Genomic DNA, 21,867 nt, shown 5'->3' on the forward strand with positions numbered 1-21,867 from the left:
GCGCGGGTGACATCGTGCCAAGCCGTTATGTCCGCTAACGGACAACATGGTTGACAGGTAACCGGCAGGCAGCCAAGTTGGGAACACGGTGCCGGACCGACGGAGGTCGAGCATGCGATTGCGCGGACTGCTGCTGTCTTTGGTGCTGTTCCTCAGCGTTCTCGTCAGTGGAGTTCTCGTCAGTGCGCCCGCAGCGGCAAGCACCGGCGGCGCCACGGTCGTGCGCGAACAGCAACTCAGCGAACGACTGCTGGAGCTGACCGTGCGTTCAAAGGCCGTCGGACGCGAAGTCGGCGTGCGGCTGCTGCTGCCCAAGGACTACCGGCGTGCGCCGTATCGCACCTGGCCGACCCTGTACCTGTTGCACGGGTGTTGTGACGGCAACAACGGTCACCGGTCATGGACCACCATGACCGACGTCGAGGAGTTCACCGCCAACACCAATGTCCTGATTGTCATGCCGGAAGGCGGACCGGCCGGGTTCTACTCGGACTGGCTGACCGGACCGGCGTGGGAAACCTTCCACCTGAAGGAACTCAGGCGTCTGGTCGAACGCGGGTACCGGTCCGGTCACGACCGCGTGGCCGCCGGCCTGTCCATGGGCGGGTTCGGCGCGTTGTCCTACGCCGCAAGGCATCCCGGGTTCTTCAAGGCCGCGGCGTCGTACAGCGGCCTTGTCCACACGACATTCCAGGGCAAGATCGGCACCGACGTGGTCGCCGGGCTCGTCCGGCAGGCCGGCGGCGACCCGCTGGCCCTGTGGGGAGACCCCGAGGCGCAGGCCGACGTCTGGGCCGCGCACAACCCGTACGACCTGGCCGGGCGGCTGCGCGGCATCCCCGTCTACCTGGCCACCGGCAACGGCGAACCAGGCCCGCTCGACCCACCGGGCACAGGCTTCGACCGCTCCGAGCAGTTCCTCGGCATGCAGTCGGCCGCGGTGGCCGAACGCCTACGCGCCAAGCACGTCCGCGTCATCACGGACTTCTACGGACCGGGCACGCACTCCTGGCCCTACTGGCAGCGGGCGCTGCACCGGTCATTCCCGATGTTGCTCGCGGCCTTGCGCTGACCTGTTCGGCTCCGCCGAGCGGCATCGCATGGCCGCGCGGGCGAACCCGGCGAGTGGGCCCACTTGCCGCAGCCGTCGGCGCGCTATGCCGAACCCTCCTGAACACTCACGAGGTTCCGTACACTGGCAGCGGTTGGTTTGCCTGTGCCAGGAGGTGCTTGACCACGGGCGTGAGCTCCGCGGGCGACCAGCGTGCGGGTTTGGTGGCGGTGGGCCCGGGGCGCCAGCCTTCGGTGAGGCAGATCCGTCCACCGTCCACTTCGAAAACTCGACCGGTGACCTCGCGGGATTCCACGCTGCCGAGCCAGACCACCAGCGGCGAGACGTTCTCCGGTGCCATCGCGTCGAACCCGCCCTCAGGCGCGGCCATGGTGGACGCGAACGTCTGCTCGGTCATCCGGGTGCGGGCAGCGGGCGCGATCGCGTTCACGGTCACGCCGTAGCGGGCCAGTTCGGCGGACGCGACCAGCGTCAGCCCCACGATTCCCGCCTTCGCCGCGCTGTAGTTGCCCTGGCCGACGCTGCCGAGCAGACCCGCGCCGGAACTGGTGTTGATCACGCGGGCGTCCGGGAGCGCACCGGACTTGGCCGCCGCGCGCCAGTGCGCCGCGGCGTGGTGCACGGTGGCGAAGTGGCCCTTGAGGTGCACGCGGACGACCGCGTCCCATTCCTCCTCGGCCATGGTCACCAGCATGCGGTCACGCAGGAAGCCCGCGTTGTTGACCAGCACGTCGAGTCGGCCAAACGTTTGCACGGCTGTCTCGACGAGCCGAGCGGCGCCGTCCCACGAGGCCACGTCGTCGTTGTTCGCGACGGCTGAGCCACCCGCTGCCTCGATTTCCGCGACCACGTCGGCCGCGGGACCCGCGGAAGCGCCCGACCCGTCCAGGCCGACGCCGTAGTCGTTCACCACGACGTGCGCGCCCTCGGCCGCGAACGCCAAAGCATGCGCTCGGCCGATTCCCCGCGCCGCCCCGGTGACGATGACAACGCGGCCAGAACAGAGCTTGCTCAAGGCGTCTCCCTAGAGAAGTAGACGGGCAGTTCACCCCCGCCGTGCACGAGCAGGGTCGCGCCGGTGACGTAGGAAGCCAGCGGAGAAGCCAGGAACACCGCGCACGCACCGACCTCGGCAGGTTCGGCCAAGCGTCCCAAGGGGACAGCGGCGGCCGATTCGGCGAGGACGTCGGCGAAGGCGTCTTCGGTGATGTCGGTGCGGACCATGCCGACGGCGAGGGAGTTGACGCGCACCTTGGGCGCCCATTCCGCCGCCAGGCTCGCTGCCAGGTTGTTCACGCCCGCTTTGGCCGCGCCGTAGGCGACCGACTGCGGAGCGGGGCGAGATCCGTTGATACTGCTGATCATCACGATCGAGCCGCCGCTGTCCTGCTGTTGCATGACGGTGTTCACGCGCTGCGAGACCAGCAGGGGCGCTACGAGGTTGAGCCGGATGACAGCCTCGTGGAACCGGGGCGATGCCGTGGCCGTGTCGGCGACGGGTGCGCCGCCTGCGTTGTTGACCAGGACATCCAACCGTCCGTAGCGGTCGACGACCGACGTGACCATGGCGTCGATCTGCTCGACGTCCCGGATGTCGCACGCGACGAAGTCCGCGACCGGATCGGCCGGCTGCGTGCGGCCGCAGATGACCACGGTCGCCCCGGCGGACTGGAACGCCTGCGTGACACCGAGTCCGACGCCACGCGCGCCGCCGGTCACCAGGACCACCGAGCCTTCGAGTGCGAGGTGCACGCCTGACTCCTTCTCATGGGCTCCCGGTCCTGATAAGTTACCAAGCAATCGCTAGGTTAGGAAGAAGGGTCCATGGGGATCACCAGCAACCGGGCGGGCCCCGGCGTCACCCGGGTCACCATCGACTTCCCACCGGTGAACGCGCCACCGGTCCAGGGCTGGTTCGACCTCGCCACGGCCATCACCGCGGCGGGCGACGACCCGGAAACTCGCGTGGTGATACTCCGCGCCGAGGGCAGAGGCTTCTGCGCGGGCGTGGACATCAAGGAAATGCAGCGGTCCACCGGCCACGACGCGCTGATCGGCGCCAACCGCGGCTGCGCGGCGGCCTTCGGAGCTGTGTACGACTGCGCGGTGCCGGTCATCGCGGCCGTTCAAGGGTTCTGCCTCGGCGGCGGCGTCGGCCTCGTCGGCAACAGCGACATCGTGATCGCCGCGGAAGACGCCTACTTCGGACTGCCCGAAGTAGACAGAGGCGCGCTCGGCGCGGCCACCCACCTGGCCAGGCTGGTCCCCCAGCACCTGATGCGAACCCTGTACTACACGGCGAGGAACATCGACGCCGCCCAACTGCACCACCACGGATCGGTCTACGAGGTCGTGCCACGCGACAAGCTCGACGAAGCGGCACGCACCCTGGCCGACGAGATCGCGGCGAAGGACACACGCGTGATCCGCCGCGCCAAAGAGGCGATCAACGGGATCGACCCGCAGCCGGTGCACCGCAGCTACCGCTACGAACAAGGCTTCACGTTCGAACTGAACCTGACCGGCGCCTCGGACGAGGCACGCGACGCTTTCATCAACGGAGCGAACAATGCGTGACAAGCGGATGACGCCGTCCGACGTGGTGGCGGAACTGTCCGACGGGATGACCATCGGCATCGGTGGCTGGGGCTCGCGACGCAAACCCATGGCGCTCGTCCGCGCGATCCTGGACTCCCCGGTACGGGACCTGACGATCGTGTCCTACGGCGGCCCCGACGTCGGCCTGCTCGCCGCCGCGGGCAAGATCCGCGAACTGGTCTACGGGTTCGTCTCGCTCGACACCGTCGCCTACGACCCGTACTTCCAGAAAGCAAGGCAGGCGGGCGGTCTGGACGTGACCGAGCTCGACGAAGGCATGTTCCAGTGTGGACTGCTCGCCGCCGGGCACCGGCTGCCGTTCCTGCCGATCCGCGCCGGGCTCGGCTCGGACGTCATGCGGACCAACCCGGAACTACGCACAGTGCGATCCCCGTACGACGGCGAAGAACTCGTGGCGATGCCCGCGTTGCACCTCGACGTCGCCCTGGTGCACATGAATCGGGCCGACCGGCACGGAAACGCCCAGTACCTCGGCCCGGACCCGTACTTCGACGACCTGTTCTGCCTGGCCGCGAAGCGCCGGTACGTCTCGTGTGAGCAGGTGGTGGACACGTTCGACGGCCCGGTGCAGACCTTGCTGTTGAACAGGATGATGGTCGACGGGGTCGTGGAAACGCCCAACGGCGCGCACTTCACCAGCTGCGCACCGGACTACACCCGGGACGAGAAGTTCCAGCGGCTCTACGCCGAGGCGGACTGGGATTCCTTCGCCGACCGGTTCCTGACCGGCGGCGAGCACGGCTACCAGGAGGCGGTGCGCTCATGGCAGTGACCAGGGCCGAGGTGTGCGTGGCGGCGTGCGCGGATCTGTTCGCCGGGGACGGCGAGATCCTGGCCAGCCCCATGGGTTTCGTCCCCGGTCTCGGTGCGAAGCTGGCCAGGCTGACGAGCGAGCCCGACCTGCTGCTCTCCGACGGCGAGGCTTACCTGCTGACCGCGGACGGCAGAGTCGAGGGCTGGATACCGTACCGCAAGGTCTTCGACGTGGTCGCACACGGCACCAGGCACGTGGTGATGGGCGCGAACCAGCTCGACAAGTTCGGCAACCAGAACATCTCGGCGATCGGCGACCACGGCAAACCGACCAGGCAGTTGCTCGGGTTCCGCGGCGCGCCCGGCAACACGGTGAACAACAAGACCAGCTACTGGGTTCCCAGGCACAGCAAGCGAGTCATGGTGGACGCTGTCGACGTGGTCTCGGGCGTCGGTTACGACAAGGACGCGGGGCCGTTCCACAACATCCACCGCGTGGTCACCAACCTCGCGGTGTTCGACTTCGACACGCCCGATCGCAGTATGCGGATCGCGTCCGTGCACCCCGGTGTCGACGTGCAGGAAGTGCACGACCAGACCGGATTCGAGTTGCCACGCGACGAGCCCGCTGTCACGCGGGAGCCGAGCGAGCAGGAGCTCGAACTGATCAGGACGGTGCTGGACCCGGACAGCAAACGAGATCGCGAGGTACGCGCGTGAAAACCGCCCTCACGCGCCTGGTCGGCGTCGAGCACCCGGTGGTGCAGACGGGGATGGGGTGGGTCGCCGGGCCGCGGCTGGTCGCGGCGAGCGCGGCGGCGGGCGGGCTCGGCATCCTGGCATCGGCGACGATGACCTACGAGGAACTCGAAAAAGCCATCCAGGAGACCAAAAGCCGGACAGACAAGCCGTTCGGCGTCAACCTCCGGTCGGACGCGGTCGACGCGGACGCCCGCATCGACCTGCTGATCAGGGAACGGATCCGCGTCGCGTCCTTCGCGCGGGCACCGAAAGCTGACCTGATCAAGAAGCTCAAGGACGCCGGAACGCTGGTGATCCCGTCGGTCGGCGCGGTCCGGCACGCCGAGAAAGTCGCCGCGTGGGGCGCGGACGCGGTGATCGCCCAGGGCGGTGAAGCGGGCGGCCACACCGGTTCGGTCGCGAGCACCCTGCTGATCCCGTCCGTTGTGGACGCGGTGGACATCCCCGTCATCGCCGCCGGGGGCTTCTTCGACGGCCGTGGCCTGGCCGCCGCCCTGGCCTACGGCGCGGCGGGAATCGCGATGGGCACACGATTCCTGCTGACCAAGGAAAGCACAGTGCCAGACGAGGTCAAGCAGCTCTACCTCGGCAAAGGCCTGGACGGCACGGTCGTCACCACGCGTGTGGACGGCGTGCCGCATCGGGTCCTGAGGACCGAACTGGTCGAGAAACTGGAGAAATCCGGGCGGTTCAGGGGGCTCCTGACCGCCGTGGCCAACGCGGCGCGGTTCAAGAAGCTCAGCGGCCTGTCGTGGTCGTCGATGGCCCGCGAGGGCTGGTCGATGCGCCGGGACACGCCACTGGCGCAGGTGATCATGGCAGCGAACACGCCCGTGTTGTTGCGTGCCGGTCTGGTCGAAGGCCGGACGGACGCGGGCGTGCTGGCCGCCGGGCAGGTCGTCGGCCGCCTGGACGACCTGCCCGCGTGCGCCGACGTGATCAGGAAAACCGTCGCCGAAGCCGAAGCGGTCCTAGCCAAGCTCGGGCAGGCGAGCCTGGTACAGCCAAGCGGTGAATAGGTCGCCGAGCGGGCGCGGCGAATGCCGCTGCGCGTGCTGCGTGAAGTCCTCGATGGACACCGAGCCGTGCCGGTTCTGGGTGGTCCAGTCCCGCAGCATCGCGAAGAACGCCGCGTCGCCCAGCCGCAACCTCAAGGCGTGCACGGCCAGCGCGCCACGCTTGTACAGCAGGTCGTCGAACATCCGCTCGACACCTGGGTCCGCGAGCACGAGATCCTGCGGCAGCTTGGCGATCCTCGTCCACGTCGCCCTGGCCAACGCGTCGGCGGACTGACCACCGGAAGCCTGCGACCACAGCCATTCCGAATAAGCGGCGAAGCCCTCGTTGAGCCAGATCTGCCGCCAGTCCGCGATGGACACGCTGTTGCCGAACCACTGGTGCGCCAACTCGTGCGCCACCAGGCGCTCGTAGCCACGACGGCCGTCGACGTGGTTGGCGCCGAAGATCGACATCCCCTGTGCCTCGATCGGGATGTCCAGATCGTCGTCGGTGACGACGACGGTGTAGGCGCTGAACGGGTACGGCCCGAACATCCGCTCGAACGCGATCATCATGTCGGTCTGCCTGCCGAAGTCATGCGCGTACCCCTCCATGAGGCGCAAGGGGTACGCGGCACGCATCGGCACGCGTTCGTCGGCACGCTCCAAGTACTCGTAACGTCCGATCTGAATGGTGGCGAGATACGTCGCCATCGGCTCGAGTTGCAGGTACACCCACGTGGTGGTCGACGCCGACACCCGGCCGTCGATCAGGTCACCGTTCGCGACGACGCGGTACGGTGACCCGGTCGTCACCGAGATCCGATATGTCGCTTTGTCGCTGGGGCGGTCGTTGCACGGGAACCACGACGGAGCACCGACAGGCTGACTGGCCACCAGCACGCCGTCCTCCAGGTGATCCCAGCCCAGCTCACCCCAGTGCCTGGTGTTGATCGGTGTGGGGTTGCCGACGTAGCGCACCTCCGCTGTGAACTGCTGCCCGGCGGCGATCTTCGCCTGCACGGCCAGTTTGTGCGCGCGGTGAGCGAAGCGGGCAGGCCTGCCGTCCACCGTTACCCGGTTCACCTTGAACATGCCGAGGTCCAGCGTGAACCGGGTGAGCGCGGTGGTGGCCACCGCCGTGATCTTCGCTCTACCGGACAGTCTGCCCGCACCGACCCGGTAGTCCAGTTCCAGGTCGTAGTGCTCAACGTGGTAGCTCAGGTCACCGTGAGCCGGCAGGTACGGGTCGATCACGACCTAAAAGTAGGCCACGCGGAGATCGGATTGCCCAGCCACCTGGTGTCGGCTGGGACACCTTCGCCGCGCATGACGAGCGAAGCCGGACCGATCGTGGTGCGGGCGCCGACCTTCGCACCGGGCAGGATGATGCCGTGCGGGCCCAGCGTCGAGCCGTCGTCCATCAACACCTCGGACATGCTCATGATCCGGTCGTGGAACAGGTGCGTCTGCAGCACGCAGCCGCGGTTGACGCTGACGCCGTCGCCCAACGACACCAGGTCCGCCTCGGGCAGCCAGTACGTATCGAGGTAGACGCCCTTGCCGATCTTCGCACCCATGGTGCGCAGCCAGCCGGTGAGCAGCGGGGTGCCGGTGGCCGACGTGACCAGCCACGGTCCGGCGAGCACCTCGACGAACGTGTCCGCAAGCTCGTTGCGCCACACGAACGAGCTCCACAGCGGATGCTCGACCGCGCGGAACCGCCCGACAAGCAACCATTTCGCGGCCGTGGTCACCGCGCACGCGACGAGCCCGGCGCCGAACAGCACACCGCCTGACAGCAGTGCGGCCACTGCCCAGCCGAACTGCAGGACGAGACCGTTGAACGCGGCCAACGCGAGCACGGCCAACGCGACACCTGCCATCACAGGGATGACACGGCACAACTCGACCAACGCGCGGGCGAGCACGAGTCGCTTCGGCGGATCGAACGTTCGGCTGTCGTCGCTCTCGGCCACGGTCCGCCGCAGTTTCATCGGCGGCATACCGAGCCACGACGAACCCGCCTTGGCACGCTTCGGCGTCGCGGACAGGACACCCACCAGACCGCCGTTCGGGACGGCACGGCCAGGCGCGGTCATCCCCGAGTTGCCGAGGAACGCCCGCTTGCCGACGCGTGCCTCACCGATACGCACCCAGCCACCGGCCAGCTCGTACGTGGCGACCATGGTGTCGTCGGCGAGGAAGGCGCCGTCGCGGATGGTCGTCATCTTCGGGATGGCCAGCACGGTCGACGCCTCCACGCGACGGCCGACCTTCGCCCCGAGCAGCCGCAGCCACACCGGCGTGAACAAGCTGGCGTACATCGGGAACAGCAGGATCCGGGACAGGTCCATCAGGCGCTCGGTCGCCCAGGCCTGCCAGCCGATCCGGCTGTGCACCGGGTGGTGCCCGGCGCGCAGCCCGACACCGAGCAACCGCACGGACACCAGGATCAGCGCGGCGAAGCTGCCCATGGCGGCGATTGTCGCCAGCGGCACGGCCAGCAGGACGCTCGACAGGCCACCGTCGACGAACGCCGACAGCACCAGCAAGCCCGGCACGGCACCGAGGACCGGGTACATGCCCATCAGCAGTGACGTGATGCCGTACGCGATGACCCAGCGCAGTTTGCGCGGTGCACGCGCTGACGGCCACGACCGCCCAGGCTTGCCGGACCTCACCGCCGGAGCCCCGGCCCAACGCTGCCCCGGGCGGACCGCGCCCATCACAGCCGAGCCTGGGGCGATCTCGGCGCGCTTGCCGACGCGAGCGCCGGGGAACAGCGTGCTGCGGGCGCCGACCACGGCACCGGCACCGATCCGGATCTTGCCGATGTGCAGGCGGTCGCCGTCCATCCAGTAGCCGCTCAGGTCGACCTCTGGTTCCACCGCGCTCGCCTTGCCGAGCTTGAGCATCCCGGTCACCGGCGGCACCGAGTGCAGGTCGGCGTCACGGCCGATCCTGGCCCCGAGCGCGCGGGCGTAGTACGTGATCCACGGCGCACCGGACAGGTTCGACACGCCGGTCAGCCCGGCGATCCGCTCGGCCGTCCACAGTCGCAGGTGGACGCTGCCGCCGCGCTTGTACTTGCCTGGCTTGAGGCCGCGCAGCAGCAACCGGGCGCTGCCCGCGGCGATGCCGAGGCGGCCGACGGGGCTGACGAACAGCAACCAGCCGAGCCCGACCCACCACCACGAGATGGTCGGCGCCCACGAGAACGAGAAGATGTTGTTGATCGCGGCGAGCGCGACAAGCCAGCGCGCGCCGACGAGCGTCAGCAGCGGCGCCATCAACGCGGTCGTCGCCACGGAGAAGCCGCGTGGCATCGGCTCGACAGTGCGGCTCGTGGTCGTGGCCACGCCCAGCTCGTCCAGGCGCTTGGCCATCTGGCCGAGCTTGGAGTGCTGGTAGACGTCACTCACCGACAGGCCCGGGTACTGCCGCCGGACGAGCGAGACGAGCTGCGCCGCGCCCAGGCTGCTGCCGCCGCGGGCGAAGAAGTCCTCGTCCAGCTTCTCCACGCCGATGCCGAGGATCTCGGTCCACTGCTCGGCCAGCCAGCCCGCGGTACCGGACAGGCCGGTCGTGACGGTCTTCAGCGGCCACGGCAGCGCGTTGCGGTCCACCTTGCCGGACGTACGGGTCGGCAACGTGTCGACGACCGCCAGCAACGGCACCAGAGCCGCGGGCAGGGCCGTCCTGAGCCGCTCCAGCGCGTCGGCCTGGTCGAAGTTCTCGGCGACGACGTAACCGACGAGCACCTGGTTGCCGGCCTTGGTCTTGCGCACGGCGGCAGCGGCACCGGCCACGCCGGGCAACGCCTGGAGTGCCGCGTCGACCTCGCCCAGTTCGATCCGGCGTCCGCCGAGCTTGACCTGCTCGTCGGCGCGGCCGATGAACAGCAGACCTTCGGCCTCGGCTTTGACCAGGTCACCACTGCGGTACGCGCGCTCCCAGCCAAGCGACTCCAGCGGCGCGAACTTCGCGGCGTCCTTCTCGTGGTCCAGGTAGCGGGCCAGGCCGACGCCACCGATCACGAGCTCGCCGATCTCGCCCATCGGCACAGGGCGGCCCTGCTGGTCGACGACGGCGAGGTCCCAGCCGTCCAGCGGCAGGCCGATGCGGACGGGGCCTTCACCGGTCAGCTGCGCGGCGCACGCGACGACAGTGGCCTCGGTCGGGCCGTAGGTGTTCCACACCTCTCGACCTTCGACGGCCAGACGTTCGGCCAGCTCAGGCGGGCACGCCTCGCCGCCGAAGATGAGCAGCCGGACCTCGTCGAGCGCCTCGACGGGCCACAACGCGGCGAGCGTGGGCACCGTCGATACGACGGTGATCTCACGCTCCAGCAGCCATGGGCCCAGGTCCATGCCGGTACGGACAAGCGCGCGAGGAGCGGGCACGAGGCACGCTCCGTGCCGCCACGCGAGCCACATCTCTTCACACGACGCGTCGAACGCGACTGACAGCCCGGCGAGGACGCGGTCCGCCGGTCCGATGGGCTCTTCCTGCAGGAACAACCTGGCTTCGGCGTCGACGAACGCGGCAGCGCTGCGGTGGCTGACGGCGACGCCCTTCGGGGTGCCGGTCGAGCCGGACGTGAAGATGATCCAGGCGTCGTCGTCCGGGCCGGGGCCCGTGCCGCAGCGCATGGGCGGGCTGAGCGGCCGGATCTCGCCCTGGGACCCGATGACGGCGCAGACCTTGGCCTCGGCCCAGACCAGTTCGGCGCGTTCATCGGGGTCGTCGGCGTCGACGGGGACGTACGCGGCACCGGCCGCGAGCACGGCGAGGATCGCCAGGTAGAGCTCGGCGGTGCCGGACTCGACACGGATACCGACGCGGTCGCCGACGCCGATGCCCTCGTCGGCGAGGATGTCGCGCCGGGCCTCGACCTCGGTCATGAGCTGGCGGTAGGTGAGCACAGCCGTGCCGTCGTCGAGAGCGGCGGCGTTCGGGTGCTGACGCGCGGTCGCTGTCAGGATGTCGACGAGCGTGCGCGTGGGCGGTGTGGAGCCGCCCGAGTACAGGATTGAGGGGTTCTCAACCGTTCCGGAATCGAGCAGCAGCTGACTTTCGTCCAGGACGGTCAATCGAACTCCTGACGTCAAGAGGTAGGCCGACCGATAAGCATAACGAATCGGTGAACTGGCTGCGTTCAGATGTGGGCGCTATCTCCCGCGTGTCGCGCAGACATCGGATCCCACTCTTCCGGATCTAGACATCGACGGGTCATTACGGTGTGTTACTGGTGATTGTTGTTTGCTTCTGGTGGGTACGCACAACCAGGTGCCCGCCGAGGCCGCCTCTACGCTGGGCTCCACCTGAGGGGATCGGAGCTCGTTGTGGCGGATGTCGTCCAACCACGTCATGTCCTGTGCGCCGTCGGGCCGGGCCTCGGCATCGGGGAACTCGAAGATGTCGTGCACCGCTCCGGCGGGCCGGAGTTCACGGTGGACCGGGAGCACTTCCAGAACGAATCGGATCCACGGATGGTGGCCGCGTTCAAGGCGTGCCTGGCGGAGGTCAGCTTCACCGACGAGGACTGGGCAGCTGTCGCCGAACACGACTCCGTGGCCTACGTGCTGTCGCCCCCGATGACAGCGGACACCTCCGTGGACGTGTCACGGCGTGTCCTCGCCGTGGCGGGCGCGTTGCTGCACAACGGTGTCACGGCGGTGAAGAACGAGAGCAACGGGCTGGCGCACGGCCGGGACCGTTGGCTCACGCTCGCGGACGAACTGGCTGACGCCGACGACGAGCTCGGGAAACTCGTGCTGCACAGCGCGTTCGTCAAACGGCTGATCTCGGACGACAGCCTGTATTACACCTGCGGCATGCACCTGCTCGGCGCACCTGAGGTCGAGATCGACGCCACCGCGCGGGCCGGGACACCGGACGAGCGGGCCGAACTCGCCGACGGCGTAGCCGGCTACCTGCTGACCGAGGAGCGCGCCACCAGGATCCAGGACGGCGAAGGATTCCGGCTCAGCCCGCGGTCCCCGCGCTGGCTCATGCACCGGTATCCCTGCGACCGCTACGAAGACGGCGACTTCTTCCACAACCCCTACGGCGCCTGGCGACTGACTCCCAGCGACTGAAACAGCGGCAGGCCACCCTGGCCTGCCGCTGTTTGGATCTCAGGTCACGCACGGTTCAGCGGCGGCGTTCCTTGTTGGCACGCGCCGAGTTGGTGCAGACTTCGCCGACATCCACGGTCTGCCCGCGGTCGGCGAACACATCGGCGATGCCGACGAGCTTGCCGTTGCGGTTGGTGCAGGTGAGGGTGTAGGCCTCCCTGGTGCCATACGTCGGCGGGACCGGCGAGGAGAACTCGACCCTGCCGTTGCCCCAGTCGTCCGGGTTGGCCGGGTCGACCTGGTCGTAGTTGACCATCACCGCCGTGTAGTTGCCCGGCGGCGGGTCGAACAGGGTCGCCTTCTCCGACGTCGTGCCGCCGGCCGCGGACGACGTGACCAGTTCACCGGCCGAGTTGTAGACGAACAGGTCCCAGTCGGTCTGCGGGTTCGCCCACTGCACGATCACGTCGAACCGGCCGTTGTCCACCTCGGGCAGGCCCTTGACGGTGAACGGCATGCTCTCCGACACCGGGTTGCCCGGGTAGCCGGTGTTCTCCGCGGGCACTCCCGGCGGGTTGGCCAGCGGCGCCGCCGCCTGCTTCGGGCCCTGCGGCTCACGGCCGTACCGTCCGGCGACATACGGACGGGTCGACGGGTTGATCGACCACGCGAACCGCCCGCCGGTCGACGAGTACGTCGAGTCGAGCGTGTCGGTGACGTACAGCGGAGGTTTGGTCGAGCCGTCCGGCTGCAGCACCGGCGAGGTCGGCGTCTGGAACGTCTTGTGCAGCTTGAGCTGGTAGCCCCGTGGAGCAGAACCGATCAGCGTCGAGTGCGCCGCCGGGTCGGCCGCGTTGCCGAGCATGTCGAGGAACGCGGCACGGTTGCCGCCCTTGCCCGCACCGGCAGCCGGTGCCGTGCCGGTGTACTCGGCCACCACCGCGTTCTGGTACGCCGGGTGGAAACCGGCGGTGTTGATCTCGAACGTGTAGCCGAGGCCGCCGGTGGTCCAGAAGGACCAGTCCTCGGTCGTGCCGGTGGTGTCGTACAGACCCCAGCTCGGGATGCTGCGGTAGCCGTTGCGGGACGCCATCTTGTCGCCGAGGGCCTTGAGCACGGGCTCGTCCAACGGCGGGCGGGTGTCGGCGACGCCCGGCGGACGGAGGATCAGGTTGCCGGACGTGTGCAGCGTGAGCAGGTTCGTGACCTGCCGTTTCGACACGAGGTCGCGGATGTTGCGGGTCTCCGGCTCGGAGAACGGCCCGGCGCCGCGGAACGTCTCGCTGTTCCAGCCGACACCCGCGCCGGTGCCGCCCCAGAACGTGGCGTAGTTGCGGTTCGGGTCAGTCCCGCGGTCCTTGCCTGCCGGGTTCGCCTTGCACACACCGGTGCGGAACTGCGGCGGCGAGTCGGATGCCTGGCAGTTCTTGCGCTTCATCTCGTAGTCGAAACGGGAGAAATCGCCCTTGGGCTCGGCCTCGCGGGAGATGGCGAAACCGTCGACGTTCACGACCGGCACGACGATGTTGCGGGTCTTGCCGACCAGCGCCTTGATCGCCGGGTCCCGCTGGTAGCCGTTGACCAGTTCGTACGCCCATTCGATGGCGTGCTCACTGGCCGGCCATTCACGGGCGTGGTGCACACCGAGCATGAGGTTGACCGGCTTGCCGTCGGCGGCGTTGGTCACGTCGGTGGCGATCTCCACACCGGTGACGTCCCTGCCCTCGACCGACGAGTGGTTCAGGACGAACGCCTTGACCAGCTTCGGGTTGCGGCGCGCCAGTTCCTTGAGTTCGTACTCGTACTCGTACAGGTGCCGGTAGCTGGTACGGCCGGACGGCAGACCGGAAGCCTGGGTCCTGGCGGCGTACTCCTCGTTCTTCGCGGCGTCTTCCCGAGCGGTCCTCGACAGGTCCGGGTCGACCGTGGTCGACCGCATACCGCTGTCGCGCAACGTCTTGCGGTCGGCGTCGTCTGCCAGGACGACCTCGACGCCGGTGTCGTCGCCCTTCTCGGTGACGTCGAGCCCCAGCCCGAGGAGCTTGTTCTTGTCCGCGCGCGACGGCGTCTCGACCCGCACGATCTCCGCCCGCTGCGGCTGCTCCGGTGTTCCGCTCGCAGTGCCCTGCGGGGTCAGCGCGAGGAAGTCGATGCCGAGGTTGACCGCCCGTGCGGAGCCGGAGTACCGGCAGCCCTGCACGACGAGCTGCTGTCCCTTCTTGACGAAGCTCTCGGCGAGTTCCCGGCTGCGCAACGCCGACGACGCGGCCACGACCTTGCCGGTCGCCTTGTCGAAGACCGCGAGGTCCCAGTCCCCTTCCGCGTTGTCGCGCGGCGCGAGCCGGGCCTGGATCAACCCGTCCACGGTCGAAGTGACCTCACGCTGGTCGACCGCCTGCGCCCGCCGCGACTGGATCGACTCGTAACAGGCCCGGTTGGCCGACCCGCCGGCTCGCAGAACGTTGTCCGCCGCGGTCGCGGACGGCACAGTGACACCGAAGACCACCAGGCCGGCGGCCCCCAGCGCGATCCCCGTCCGCAAGGCCAACGGGGATCTGTGTCTTGACCCCATAGGTTCGCACCTCATCTCGCTCCACCCAGCTGACCGGCCGACCTTAAGTCACCGACGGGGTCGGCTGGGGCCGCCGAAAGTAGGCACTACCGACGGTGGTGTGAACAAGCACCGCTAGAGTTCCGCCCCGCGTGGCCGTGCTCGCAGGCAGGCACGGGCCATCGCATCCGCGCCTGCCCGGTCAACGCGGGAGAATCGGGCAGGCGTGGATGAACGGCCTATGTTCTCGCGGTGTTCTTCGTGTACAGGTCCCACTACGAGGGTCCATTGACCGAACCCGGCGACACCACTGTCGGCCCCGCGCTGGACCGCTGCAACCGCTGCCAGGCTTCAACCTCAACGAAGACCCGTGGCCAGGGCCACCGCGCGACCACGAACTGACCGACGGCCGCGACCCGGACCAGTCCAAACTGCACGTCACCGACCACCTCGCCCAACTGGCGATCCACATCGACGACACGTTCGGCTACCAGCAGTGGTACCTGTTCGACAGCACCTGGGCCGCAGCGCATCCGGACCTCGCCCAGTCCCTGCTGCGCTACGCCGGACACTGGGACCCGTTGGAGCGAACGGACTAGGCAGCGTCCTGTAGGTGGTTGAGCTGGGCGTCTGCTGTTTGTTTCGGGCAGCAACTGTGCCGAGCGCGTCTAGGCCACCGGGTTGGCGTGAGGGAGGTCGTTCGCCCGGCTGGAGTCCGTCTGTGCCTACCTCCTGCCTCGTCGAGCGGGTTCGCAGACGCCAGTGACGTCCGTGGTTTGGCCGCGGTCGACGAACACGTCACGGGTTCCGACCAGATTGCCGGACCGGTCGGCGCACGTGAGGGTGTACGCCTCGCGGGTGCCGTGGACGGGTTGCTGGGGTTGGACGAACTCGACCGCGCCGGACCAGTCCTCTGGGTTGGCTGGGTCCGCCTGACCATAGTTCACCACGGCGAGGGTGTAGTCGCCTGGCACCGGGTCCAGGAGGACTGCCCGCTCACGGACTCCCGCGTACAGCGGGTCCGTGGCCGAGGCGCCGACGATGTGGCCGTCCTCGTCCAGGATGTACACGTCCCAGTCGCCGTTGGCGGTCCTGGAAGACACCGTCACACGGACCTGGCCGTTGTCGTGCTGGGGTAAGCCCTTGATGGTGAAGGGGATCCGTTCGGCCGCCGGATCGGCGGGGAAGGCCGGGTTCACCGGTGGCATGCCCGGTGGGTTCGCCAGTGCGAAACCTGGCTGGGCCGGTGCCAGTGGTGTGCGGCCGATCCGGTCGCCGACGTACGGGCGGGTCGACGGGTTCACCGCCCATTCGAAGCGCCCGCCGGGGGCGGTCAGCGTGGATTCCAGCCGGTCGGTGTAGTAGATCGGGGGCGTCGTGCCGCCGTCCGGTTGGACCACGGGCGAGGTCGGGGTCTGGAAGGATTTGCGGAGCTTGAGCTGGTAGCCGCGCGGGGCACTGCCGACCACTGTGGAATGCGCCGACGCGTCCGCGGTGTTGCCGAGCATGTCGAGGAACGCGCGTCGGTTGCCGCCCTTGCCGGCGCCCGCGGCAGGCGCTGTCCCGGTGTATTCGGCGACCACGGCGTTGGCGTACGCCGGGTGGAAGTGTTCGTGGCCGATCTCGAAGGTGAACCCGAAGCCGCCCGTCGCCCAGTACGACCAGTCCTCGGTGCCGCCGGACACGGTGTAGAGCTCCCAGATCCGTTGGCTGACGTAGCCGTTGCGCGAGGCCATCTTGTCGCCGAGGGCCTTGTACGCCGGTTCGTCGGCCGACGACTGCACGTCCGAGTTGCCCGGCGGACGGAGAACCAGGTTGCTGAAGGTGTGCAACGTGATCAGGTTCGTGACCTGACGTGTCGACACCATGTCCCTGATGTTGCGGGATTCCGGCTCGCTGAACGGCCCCGGGCCCCGGTAGCCCTCACCGTCCCACCTCATCTCCGCGCCCGCGCCACCCCAGAACCCGCCGTAGTTGCGGTTCGGGTCCACGCCACGGCGCCAGCCCGCGGGGTTTCCCGCGCACACGCCGGTCCGGTATTCCGGCGGCGAGTCATGGACGCTGCAGTTCTTGCGTTTCCACTCGTAGGCGAACTTGTCGCCCGAGTCGCCGCGCCGTCCCTCACGGGAGACGGAGAACCCGTCCGGGTTGACCACCGGCACGATCAGATTGCGCGTCCTGTCGACCAGCGACCGGATTTCCGCATCCGCCCCATACCCGTTGATCAGCTCGTACGCCCACTCCACCGAGTGTTCCACTGTGGGCCATTCGCGGGCGTGGTGCGCGCCCATCAGGAAGAAGACAGGTCTGCCGTCTCCGCTGTTCGCGACGTCCCGCGCGATCTCCAGACCGACGACGTCACGACCCTCGAGCGTCGGATGCGGGGCGGTGACCGCCTTGGCCAGAGCCGGGTTCCGCCGAGCAAGCTCCTTGAGCTCGTAGTTCACCTCATAGAGCGTGCGGTAGCTCGTACGTCCGGACGGAAGCGTGGAGGACGCCGTTCTCGACGCGTACGCCTTGTCCGCCTCCGCGTACGCCCGCGTTGTCTTGGCGAGATCGGCGTCGACAACCTGGTATCCCATGCCGCTGTCTCGCAGCTTCTTGCGGTCGTCGTCACCGTTGAGCACCACGACGACGCCTGTCGCGTCGGCCTTCTCGGTCACGTCCAGACCGAGGCCCATCAGCTTGCCTTTGTCCGCCTGTCGTGGCGTCTCGACGCGCACGAGCTCGGCGCGTTCCGCCGGGCCGACGGGTGGCACAGCGAGGAAATCGAGGCCCAACGTGACTGTTCGGGCCGCACCGCCGTACCGGCATGCCTGAACGACCAGAACCTGGTCCTTCTTGACGGCCCCCTCCGCCAGCTCCTGGCTGCGCAACGCACTGGACGCCGCGACCACGCGCCCGTCCGCCTTGGCGAACACGGCGACATCCCAGTCACCGCCCGGGCCTTCCCGTTCGCGGAGCCGCGCGTGCACCAGACCGTCTACTGTGGATCTCACTTCTCTTCGGTCGGTGCCGGGAGTTCCACCGGCGAGGAGGGCAGCATGACACGGGCGCGCGACGGCCTGGTCAGCGCGCAACACACGCTGCTCGGCGACCGCGACCGGCGGTGTGAGCGCCAGGACTACCAGGCTGGTGATGGCCAGTGCGGTGACGGTTCGCTTCAATGACCCCATGCTCCGCACCATAGACCCAGCCACCGACAGTTCCGGCTGGTTCGACGTTCGCCCTTATGGGCCAACGTTTTCGCCTCATCAGCCTGGCCAGGTCAGCCGAGCCGCTCGACGATCGTCACGTTGGCCTGGCCGCCGCCCTCGCACATCGTCTGCAGACCGAACCGCCCACCGGTGCGCTCCAGCTCGTGCAGCAACGTGGTGAACAGGCGTGTGCCGGTCGCGCCGATCGGGTGGCCGAGCGCGATGGCGCCGCCGTTGACGTTGACCCGGTCGAGATCGACCTTGAGTTCCTTGGCCCAGGCCAGCACCACGCTCGCGAACGCCTCGTTGGCCTCGAACAGGTCGATGTCCGAGACGCTCATCCCGGCCCGCTCCAACGCGTGCCGCGTCGCGCGGATCGGCGCGGTCAGCATGTACACGGGGTCCGCACCACGGGCCGACATGTGGTGGATACGCGCACGAGGTGTGAGCTTGTGCCGCAACACCATGCGTTCGGACGCGATCAGCACGGCGCTGGCGCCGTCGGAGATCTGACTCGACAACGCCGCTGTCACGACTCCGTCCGGCCGCAACGGCGCGAGTTTGGCCATCTTGGCCAGGCTGGTGTCCCGGCGTGGCCCTTCGTCGTGCTCGAACCCGCCCAGTGGGACGATCTCACGGGTGAACCGGCCCGCGTCCTGCGCCGCGGCGGCCTTCCGGTGGCTGGCGAGGGCGAACTCCTCCATCTCGAACCGGGACAGCTCCCAGCGGGCGGCGATCATGTCCGCCGAGCGGAACTGGTTGATCTCCTCGGTGCCGTAACGGTGGTCCCAGCCCCGCGACCCGTGCGTCGGCGTCGGGAAGCCGAACTGCTCGCCGACCACCATGGCCGAACCGATCGGGACCTGGCTCATGTTCTGCACACCGCCCGCCACGACCAGGTCGGAGCCGCTCATCACCGCCTGTGCGGCGAAGTGCAGCGCCTGCTGGCTCGACCCGCACTGCCGGTCGACCGTCACTCCCGGCACGTCTTCCGGGAACCCCGCGGCCAGCCACGCGGTCCGCGCGATGTCGCCGGACTGGGGGCCGAGCGTGTCCACGCAGCCGAACACGACGTCGTCGACCTCGCCGGGGTCGATCGGGCTGTCGGAGAACAGCGCTTTGATCACGTGCGCCCCCAGGTCGGCGGGGTGCACGCCGGACAGCGCGCCACCACGCCGCCCGACCGGCGTGCGTACGGCGTCGATGATGTACGCGTCGGACACGGGTTCTCCCTTCAGAGAATGCGGGGTTTCATGGGCGGCGGGCGGGTGCCTTCACCGGGCGGCGGCGGGTGGAGATGCCGTCGAGCAGGATGCCGAGGTACTGCTCCGCCACGTCCTGCGCGGACAGCTGGCCACCGGGCCGGTACCAGTGCACGGCGACCCACACGGTGTCCCTGATGAACCGGTACACGAGCTCGACGTCCAGGTCGGGCCGGAAGGCACCGGCCCGCACACCCTCCTCGAGCACACCGACCCAGATCTTGCGGAACTCGACGCCGCGCTCGGCGATGTAGCCGAACCGGTCGAACGTCGCGAGGTGCTTGGCGTCGTTCTGGTAGATCGCGACCGCGGCGTGCTGCTTGTCGATGCTCTCCAGGGAGGCGACCACGATCGCCTCCAGCGTCGCCTTCGGCGGCATGCCGGACTCGACGATCTGCCGGTACCGGCCGAACAGCTCGCCGAGGAAGCCGGTCAGTATCTCGTCCACCATGGACTCCTTGGAGTCGAAGTGGTGGTAGAGGCTGCCGGACAGGATCCCCGCGGCGTCGGCGATGTCGCGCACGGTCGTCGCGCGGAACCCGCGCTCGGCGAACATCTCCGCCGCCAGCCGCAGCAGCTCGGCGCGGCGCGCCGACACGCCCGCTCCTGGTTCCTTCTTCACGGTCGAACTCCTCATCAGGGGTGCTGACTGCTCACCGACACCACCTCGCCGGTCATGTACGAGGCGTAGTCGCTGGCCAGGAACACCATCACATTCGCGACCTCCCACGGCTGCGCGGCACGCCCGAAGGCCTCCCGCCCGGCGAGTTCGGTCAACAGGTCCTCGCTGGTCACCTTGGCGAGGAACGGGTGCGCGGCCAGGCTCGGGGCCACCGCGTTGACCCTGATCCCGTGCTCGGCCGCGTCCATCGCCGCACACCTGGTGAACGCCATGACCCCGGCCTTGGCGGCGGCGTAGTGCGCCTGGCCGCGCTGTGCTCGCCAGCCGACGACCGAGGCGTTGTTGACGATGGCACCGCCGCCGCCTTGGTCCACCATGCGTTTCAGCGCCGCCCGCGTGCACCGGAACGTGCCGTTGAGCGTCACGTCGAGCACCCGGCTCCATTCGTCGTCGGTCATGTCCAGTACCGACCTGGTGCCGCCGAGACCGGCATTGTTGATCATCACGTCGATCCGGCCGAACGCGCTCACCGCGCCGTGCACCAACGCGCCGACCTGTTCCTCGTCGGTCACGTCGCACCGCAGCGCGGCGACCCGGCCGCCGTGCTCGGCTTCCAGTTCGTCCAGCGCCTCGGCCAGCCTGCGTTCGTGGTGGTCGCTGATCACCACGTTGGCGCCCTCTTCGAGACAGCGCCGCGCGGTGGCCGAGCCGATTCCCGTGCCCGCCGCGGCGGTCACCACGACGGTCTTGCCCGCGAGCAGGTCGTGTCCTTGTGGCTGGTTCACGGGCGTGGCTCCTTCGGCAGGCCGAGCACGCGCTCGGCGATGATCGTGCGCTGGATCTCGTCCGAACCGCCGTAGATCGTGTCCGCACGGCTGAACAGGAACAGCCGCTGCCACTCGTCCAGGTCGCCGTTCTCGGCGACGATCGACGCCTGGCCGCGGACCTGCATCGCGAGTTCGCCGAGATCACGGTGCCACCGCGCCCACACCAGCTTCGACACGGACGCCTCGTAACCCGGGTCCGCACGCGACAACGTGCGCAGCGCGTGCGCCCGCATCACATCGAGGCCGACCCGCGACCGCGCCAGCCGATGCGCGATCACCGGGTCGTCGATCGCCCCGGTCCGCTTGGCCAGATCGATCAAGGCGGCCAGCTCCCGCCGGAAACCGACCTGCTGGCCGAGCGTGGCCACGCCGCGCTCGAACGCGAGCGTCGCCATCGCCACCCGCCAGCCGTCGCCGACCTCACCCACGACCATGTCCCGCGCTGTGCGCGCCTTGTCGAAGAAGACCTCGTTGAACTCCGACGTCCCGGTCAGCTGCCGGATCGGCCGGACCTCCACACCCGGTTGGCGCATCGGCACCAGCAGGTACGAGAGGCCCTCCCGCCTGCGCGAGCCCGGTTCGGTGCGGGCAAGCACGAAGCACCAGTCCGCCTCGTGTGCCAGCGACGTCCACACCTTCTGGCCGGTGACGACCCATTCGTCGCCGTCCAGTGTGGCCGTTGTGGACACCGACGCCAGGTCGGACCCGGCGCCCGGTTCGGAGTACCCCTGGCACCAGAGTTCTTCGACAGCGCGGATCCCCGGCAGGAACCGGGCCTGCTGCGCCTGCGTGCCGAACGCGATCAACGTCGGTCCGAGCAGCTCCTCTCCGATGTGGTTGACGCGTGCGGGCGCGTTCGCCGCCGCGTACTCCTCGTGGAAGACCACCTGGTCCCGCGTGCTCGCGCCGCGGCCACCGTGCTCCACCGGCCAGCCAAGGCAACTCCAGCCCGCCTTCGCCAGCGTGCGGTCCCATTCCCGGCGCTGCTCGTAGTGCTCGTGCTCGCGGCCGGGTCCGCCCGCACCACGCAGATCCGCGAACTCGCCGCGGAGGTTCTCCGCGAGCCAGGCGCGCAACTGTTGACGGAAGTCGCCGTTCACGTACGCTAGCCTACCAAGCAC

The 21,867-nt window shown here is 68.8% G+C and carries 17 protein-coding genes; 7 read left to right on the plus strand and 10 right to left on the minus strand.

Going from position 1 to position 21,867, the window contains the following annotated elements; genetic code table 11:
* Positions 1 to 112: 112 nt before the first annotated feature.
* On the plus strand, positions 113 to 1,072 hold the full coding sequence (locus ALI144C_RS49915; RefSeq protein WP_076994301.1) for an alpha/beta hydrolase: 960 nt from the start codon (positions 113 to 115) through the stop codon (positions 1,070 to 1,072).
* A gap of 106 nt (positions 1,073 to 1,178) precedes the next feature.
* Here the strand turns inward: ALI144C_RS49915 and ALI144C_RS49920 are convergent, their stop codons facing one another.
* Positions 1,179 to 2,087 carry an SDR family oxidoreductase gene (locus ALI144C_RS49920; protein ID WP_076994302.1) on the minus strand — a complete coding sequence of 303 codons (909 nt, stop codon included), beginning with the start codon at positions 2,085 to 2,087 and terminating at the stop codon, positions 1,179 to 1,181.
* Positions 2,084 to 2,824: an SDR family oxidoreductase gene (locus ALI144C_RS49925; RefSeq protein ID WP_076994303.1), complete on the minus strand. Its 741-nt coding sequence runs from the start codon at positions 2,822 to 2,824 to the stop codon at positions 2,084 to 2,086. The genes ALI144C_RS49920 and ALI144C_RS49925 overlap by 4 nt, the downstream gene beginning before the upstream one ends.
* 72 nt (positions 2,825 to 2,896) lie before the next feature.
* On the opposite strand from ALI144C_RS49925, the gene ALI144C_RS49930 reads away from it, so the two are divergent.
* From ALI144C_RS49930 to ALI144C_RS49945, 4 genes are read left to right on the plus strand one after another with little or no spacing between them, the layout of a single operon-like run.
* The gene (locus tag ALI144C_RS49930; RefSeq protein ID WP_076994304.1) at positions 2,897 to 3,649 is read left to right on the plus strand and encodes an enoyl-CoA hydratase family protein; all 753 of its coding nucleotides are present in this window, start codon (positions 2,897 to 2,899) and stop codon (positions 3,647 to 3,649) included.
* Positions 3,642 to 4,463 (plus strand): CoA transferase subunit A, encoded by an 822-nt coding sequence (locus ALI144C_RS49935; RefSeq protein WP_076994305.1) that lies wholly within the window; start codon positions 3,642 to 3,644, stop codon positions 4,461 to 4,463. The genes ALI144C_RS49930 and ALI144C_RS49935 overlap by 8 nt, the downstream gene beginning before the upstream one ends.
* Complete coding sequence (locus tag ALI144C_RS49940; RefSeq protein ID WP_076994306.1) at positions 4,454 to 5,164, plus strand: CoA-transferase subunit beta; 711 nt, start codon at positions 4,454 to 4,456, stop codon at positions 5,162 to 5,164. The genes ALI144C_RS49935 and ALI144C_RS49940 overlap by 10 nt, the downstream gene beginning before the upstream one ends.
* Complete coding sequence (locus ALI144C_RS49945; protein WP_076994307.1) at positions 5,161 to 6,225, plus strand: NAD(P)H-dependent flavin oxidoreductase; 1,065 nt, start codon at positions 5,161 to 5,163, stop codon at positions 6,223 to 6,225. The genes ALI144C_RS49940 and ALI144C_RS49945 overlap by 4 nt, the downstream gene beginning before the upstream one ends.
* Here ALI144C_RS49945 and ALI144C_RS49950 read toward each other — a convergent pair.
* Both ALI144C_RS49950 and ALI144C_RS49955 read right to left on the minus strand, forming a co-directional pair.
* Positions 6,178 to 7,461: a M1 family metallopeptidase gene (locus ALI144C_RS49950; protein WP_076994308.1), complete on the minus strand. Its 1,284-nt coding sequence runs from the start codon at positions 7,459 to 7,461 to the stop codon at positions 6,178 to 6,180. The two genes, ALI144C_RS49945 and ALI144C_RS49950, sit on opposite strands and share 48 nt — an antisense overlap.
* Positions 7,458 to 11,291, minus strand: coding sequence for a Pls/PosA family non-ribosomal peptide synthetase (locus ALI144C_RS49955; RefSeq protein ID WP_076994866.1), 3,834 nt, complete (start codon positions 11,289 to 11,291; stop codon positions 7,458 to 7,460). The genes ALI144C_RS49950 and ALI144C_RS49955 overlap by 4 nt, the downstream gene beginning before the upstream one ends.
* 261 nt (positions 11,292 to 11,552) lie before the next feature.
* On the opposite strand from ALI144C_RS49955, the gene ALI144C_RS49960 reads away from it, so the two are divergent.
* The gene (locus tag ALI144C_RS49960) at positions 11,553 to 12,308 is read left to right on the plus strand and encodes a DUF4261 domain-containing protein (protein WP_076994309.1); all 756 of its coding nucleotides are present in this window, start codon (positions 11,553 to 11,555) and stop codon (positions 12,306 to 12,308) included.
* Between the two features lie 55 nt (positions 12,309 to 12,363).
* Here the strand turns inward: ALI144C_RS49960 and ALI144C_RS49965 are convergent, their stop codons facing one another.
* Positions 12,364 to 14,859 carry a zinc carboxypeptidase gene (locus tag ALI144C_RS49965; RefSeq protein ID WP_143231390.1) on the minus strand — a complete coding sequence of 832 codons (2,496 nt, stop codon included), beginning with the start codon at positions 14,857 to 14,859 and terminating at the stop codon, positions 12,364 to 12,366.
* 131 nt (positions 14,860 to 14,990) lie between these two features.
* Between ALI144C_RS49965 and ALI144C_RS49970 the strand changes: the two genes are divergently transcribed.
* Entirely contained in the window at positions 14,991 to 15,437 is a 447-nt protein-coding gene (locus ALI144C_RS49970) for a hypothetical protein (protein ID WP_143231392.1), read from the plus strand.
* 126 nt (positions 15,438 to 15,563) lie between these two features.
* Here ALI144C_RS49970 and ALI144C_RS49975 read toward each other — a convergent pair whose 3' ends face one another.
* The 5 genes from ALI144C_RS49975 to ALI144C_RS49995 all read right to left on the minus strand — a co-directional run bounded on the left by ALI144C_RS49975 (position 15,564) and on the right by ALI144C_RS49995 (position 21,846).
* A complete protein-coding gene (locus tag ALI144C_RS49975) occupies positions 15,564 to 18,014 on the minus strand; it encodes a M14 family zinc carboxypeptidase (protein WP_076994867.1) in 2,451 nt (816 codons plus the stop codon).
* A gap of 92 nt (positions 18,015 to 18,106) precedes the next feature.
* Complete coding sequence (locus ALI144C_RS49980; RefSeq protein WP_076994312.1) at positions 18,107 to 19,258, minus strand: acetyl-CoA C-acetyltransferase; 1,152 nt, start codon at positions 19,256 to 19,258, stop codon at positions 18,107 to 18,109.
* Between the two features lie 28 nt (positions 19,259 to 19,286).
* On the minus strand, positions 19,287 to 19,919 hold the full coding sequence (locus ALI144C_RS49985) for a TetR/AcrR family transcriptional regulator (RefSeq protein ID WP_269086745.1): 633 nt from the start codon (positions 19,917 to 19,919) through the stop codon (positions 19,287 to 19,289).
* Between the two features lie 14 nt (positions 19,920 to 19,933).
* On the minus strand, positions 19,934 to 20,704 hold the full coding sequence (locus ALI144C_RS49990; RefSeq protein WP_076994314.1) for an SDR family oxidoreductase: 771 nt from the start codon (positions 20,702 to 20,704) through the stop codon (positions 19,934 to 19,936).
* Positions 20,701 to 21,846 (minus strand): acyl-CoA dehydrogenase family protein, encoded by a 1,146-nt coding sequence (locus tag ALI144C_RS49995; protein ID WP_076994868.1) that lies wholly within the window; start codon positions 21,844 to 21,846, stop codon positions 20,701 to 20,703. The genes ALI144C_RS49990 and ALI144C_RS49995 overlap by 4 nt, the downstream gene beginning before the upstream one ends.
* Positions 21,847 to 21,867 lie beyond the last annotated feature (21 nt).

The organism is Actinosynnema sp. ALI-1.44, from assembly GCF_001984155.1.
GTDB lineage: Bacteria > Actinomycetota > Actinomycetes > Mycobacteriales > Pseudonocardiaceae > Kibdelosporangium.

Excerpts from the sequence above, each read along its gene's own strand:
- ALI144C_RS49915 (WP_076994301.1), top strand. The coding sequence starts at position 113 with ATGCGATTGCGCGGACTGCTGCTGTCTTTGGTGCTGTTCCTCAGCGTT.
- ALI144C_RS49930 (WP_076994304.1), top strand. The coding sequence starts at position 2,897 with ATGGGGATCACCAGCAACCGGGCGGGCCCCGGCGTCACCCGGGTCACC.
- ALI144C_RS49935 (WP_076994305.1), top strand. The coding sequence starts at position 3,642 with ATGCGTGACAAGCGGATGACGCCGTCCGACGTGGTGGCGGAACTGTCC.
- ALI144C_RS49940 (WP_076994306.1), top strand. The coding sequence starts at position 4,454 with ATGGCAGTGACCAGGGCCGAGGTGTGCGTGGCGGCGTGCGCGGATCTG.
- ALI144C_RS49965 (WP_143231390.1), bottom strand. The coding sequence starts at position 14,859 with ATGGGGTCAAGACACAGATCCCCGTTGGCCTTGCGGACGGGGATCGCG.
- ALI144C_RS49975 (WP_076994867.1), bottom strand. The coding sequence starts at position 18,014 with ATGGGGTCATTGAAGCGAACCGTCACCGCACTGGCCATCACCAGCCTG.